This window comes from Pseudoalteromonas sp. SG41-5 (assembly GCF_014164495.1).
In the GTDB taxonomy this organism is placed as follows: Bacteria; Pseudomonadota; Gammaproteobacteria; order Enterobacterales; family Alteromonadaceae; genus Pseudoalteromonas; species Pseudoalteromonas rhizosphaerae.
The window spans coordinates 1-2,559 of sequence record NZ_JACJFH010000195.1; the positions used below are offsets into that span (position 1 = coordinate 1).

General features: G+C 34.3%; 4 protein-coding genes and 1 pseudogene. All 5 read right to left on the reverse strand.

The genetic code is table 11. From position 1 onward, the window contains the following. Nucleotides 1-125: 125 nt before the first annotated feature. A pseudogene (locus H5232_RS24425) lies at nucleotides 126-558 on the reverse strand (hypothetical protein); the annotation flags it as partial. A 115-nt stretch (nucleotides 559-673) separates the two neighbouring features. Continuing rightward, nucleotides 674-985 (reverse strand): leucine-rich repeat domain-containing protein, encoded by a 312-nt coding sequence (locus tag H5232_RS23985; protein ID WP_220496122.1) that lies wholly within the window; start codon nucleotides 983-985, stop codon nucleotides 674-676. Then, the gene (locus H5232_RS23990; protein WP_220496123.1) at nucleotides 966-1,184 is read right to left on the reverse strand and encodes a hypothetical protein; all 219 of its coding nucleotides are present in this window, start codon (nucleotides 1,182-1,184) and stop codon (nucleotides 966-968) included. Before H5232_RS23990 ends, H5232_RS23985 begins: the two co-directional genes overlap by 20 nt. Before the next feature lie 171 nt (nucleotides 1,185-1,355). Further along, nucleotides 1,356-1,787, reverse strand: coding sequence for a hypothetical protein (locus tag H5232_RS22835; protein ID WP_182768376.1), 432 nt, complete (start codon nucleotides 1,785-1,787; stop codon nucleotides 1,356-1,358). Nucleotides 1,788-1,856: 69 nt separating this feature from the next. Continuing rightward, entirely contained in the window at nucleotides 1,857-2,240 is a 384-nt protein-coding gene (locus H5232_RS22840; RefSeq protein ID WP_182768377.1) for an immunity 22 family protein, read from the reverse strand. Nucleotides 2,241-2,559: the final 319 nt, after the last annotated feature.

Here is a 2,559-nt window from a genome sequence, read left to right on the forward strand (position 1 = left end):
GAAAACAGTTAAATAAATTGACTGATGATGATCAGTTAAGCTAATTTAAAAACGGCTCTACAAAATGATAAATCAGGTGATCAAAGCTGATGAGAATCGGTGATCAAAGTCATGAGAATACGCACCATTTTGGCCCTGATAGGGTCTAAATCAACATATACCATACAGAATGCCTCTGCAGCTTCATCAAGAAGCGCTTGTGACTTGAAGCATCCTTCCCACAAATTTATAGAGAATAAATTTGAATGCCATTAGGCAGCCCGAAGTGTGAGCGCCACGGATGGCAGCGAATAAAAGCGCCCTGTGCAGTTATCTTCTTTATTCGCTTTACTGGCAGGCACTGTCTTCATTTAATATCTTCATAAACCAACTGATGCTTACTAAGCGCTCTCGGTATTGTTCAACCGCTTGGTTAAAAAAGATGAGCTCTGATTTACTCATGACTGCATAAGTACATACATCAATGCAAAATACCTTAGTCAATTCTAGTAACCTGTCTTCAACCCACCCCTTGCGGATTAAAATTCGTTCAATATGGGGGTAATCGCGGCGCGAGATTTATAACCTGGTGGGCCAAGTAAAAAATCGAGCAATTAAACTACCGCGTCCCTTACCCACATCCATGTAGGTAACAAAGAGTTATAGACCTTCGTCTTTCTATAAATCGAGCTCTTTAAATTGGAATAAAAGTAATGTTGTCGATATCACAACCACCAAATATATTCTTTTTATCCTCTAATAAACATTCAGGCAAAGTAACTTTTTTAAGATATTTATTTTCACCGAAGCAATCATTACTAATTGACGTTACAGAAGCCGGTATAGTCAAGTTTTCTATGTTATTCCCGACAAAACAAAACATAGGAAGAGAATCTATTTCCGCTTCAATAGTCAGCTTTTCTATTTTATTACGTCCAAATGCCCCACCACCAATTTTTATAACGCTAGCAGGAATAACAATTTCTTTAATTTGGTTTTGCTTCATCTATAAATTCTAAATACTTTGGTAACACAACAGCTTCAAGCTTTTTATTGTCAAACGCTTCACGCATAATTGCAACCACAGGTTTGTTATTAATATAATCAGGGATAACAACGTCTTTTGAATCCCCTATATAATCTAAAATTAAAATTTTGTCGTCGATATCTTTAAAAGTGTAAGATTCATTCGTTAAGTTTTCCATTACGATCCTAATTTTTATATAAGTTTCCACTTAAAATTTATGTCAAATATATCAAGTAAGTTAATCAAATATACGACTTAAAGTCATCTTTGAGTAATTTTAACTCACACAGAAACTAAGAGACTTTCAAGTGTGTAAAGCATCAACCGCGTGAATTATCTATCACGTATTTTAGAGCTGATCAAAGTAATCCCCCGCTTTATGCCTAAAAAATACATTACAGTTTTCTAACTCAACCTGTAATGGCTCTTTTTGTAAGACTTTAACATACGGATTTAGCTCTAATATAACGGTCATCGTTTTTGACAATAATAGTGCGTTGTAAAGAGCACGTTTACGTTTTTCAGAGTTAGAGTAAGGCATACGAATTATGATATTTTTTTTGCACATTGGCGCCGTGATCGGAAAGTACTCTTTTGGCACAAATACTTCAAATTGACCCCCTTTATTGAGTCCATATTCAGTGTTTACAAAATACTTGCCTGAAGTAAGTTCATATTTTATGTGATAGTAATCTGAATAACTTCCTGAATTAACTTTGATTTCTTGAGCAATAAGATGAAACGAAATTAACAACGCCATAATACTTGAGAAATATTTCATACTACCCCAATACATATAAAACTATTTAGCCATATCTATAAAATTGCTATCCGAATAGCTCTCCATACTTTAAGTGGGATAACTAAACTCACCCATATATATCAATTCAAATCCATCACCTTTGACTGTTCTTGGCCTATCAATTTCTTCCTTTGATAAAAATAGAAGCACGTTAGCATCTAATAATTCAAATTCCTCTGCTGTTTTAATAACATCATGCAGCCAATACTCAGAATATGAATACGGCTTAAAAAAAGTTTCTAATGAAGACTCCTGATCTCTTGATCCAATTTCCATGAAGTCATGATCGATAAAAACTTCTCCCTGTGATTCGCAAAATTTTGAAAGAGGAATGTCATCATCAAAACCATAACGCTCTTCAAGGAAGGAATTGTATTTTAAATGATCAGAAACTCTTCCAAGAAAAAAGTGCGAAACTTCACGACTTTTCATAATTGACTCCTTTGTCAAACCTCGTTTACAAGCAGAAATTATTAGTTGAATATACAACGAAGGAGCAAAACTAAGGATTATTAATCCTGCTTAGATTACTGATAATCATTGAATTTCATCATCAGTATAACTGATAATTAGTTACGTTGAAAAGCTGCCTACTTAACAGTAGAAAAATTAGTGAATTTCACAATGTGATCCGCACCACCAGTTTTGGACACCTAATTAAGTGAGTACAATCACTAATGAGGTGAACCATGACAAACAAGAAAAAACGTATTCTCCATTCTGCTGAATTTAAAGCAGAAGCACTGAAACT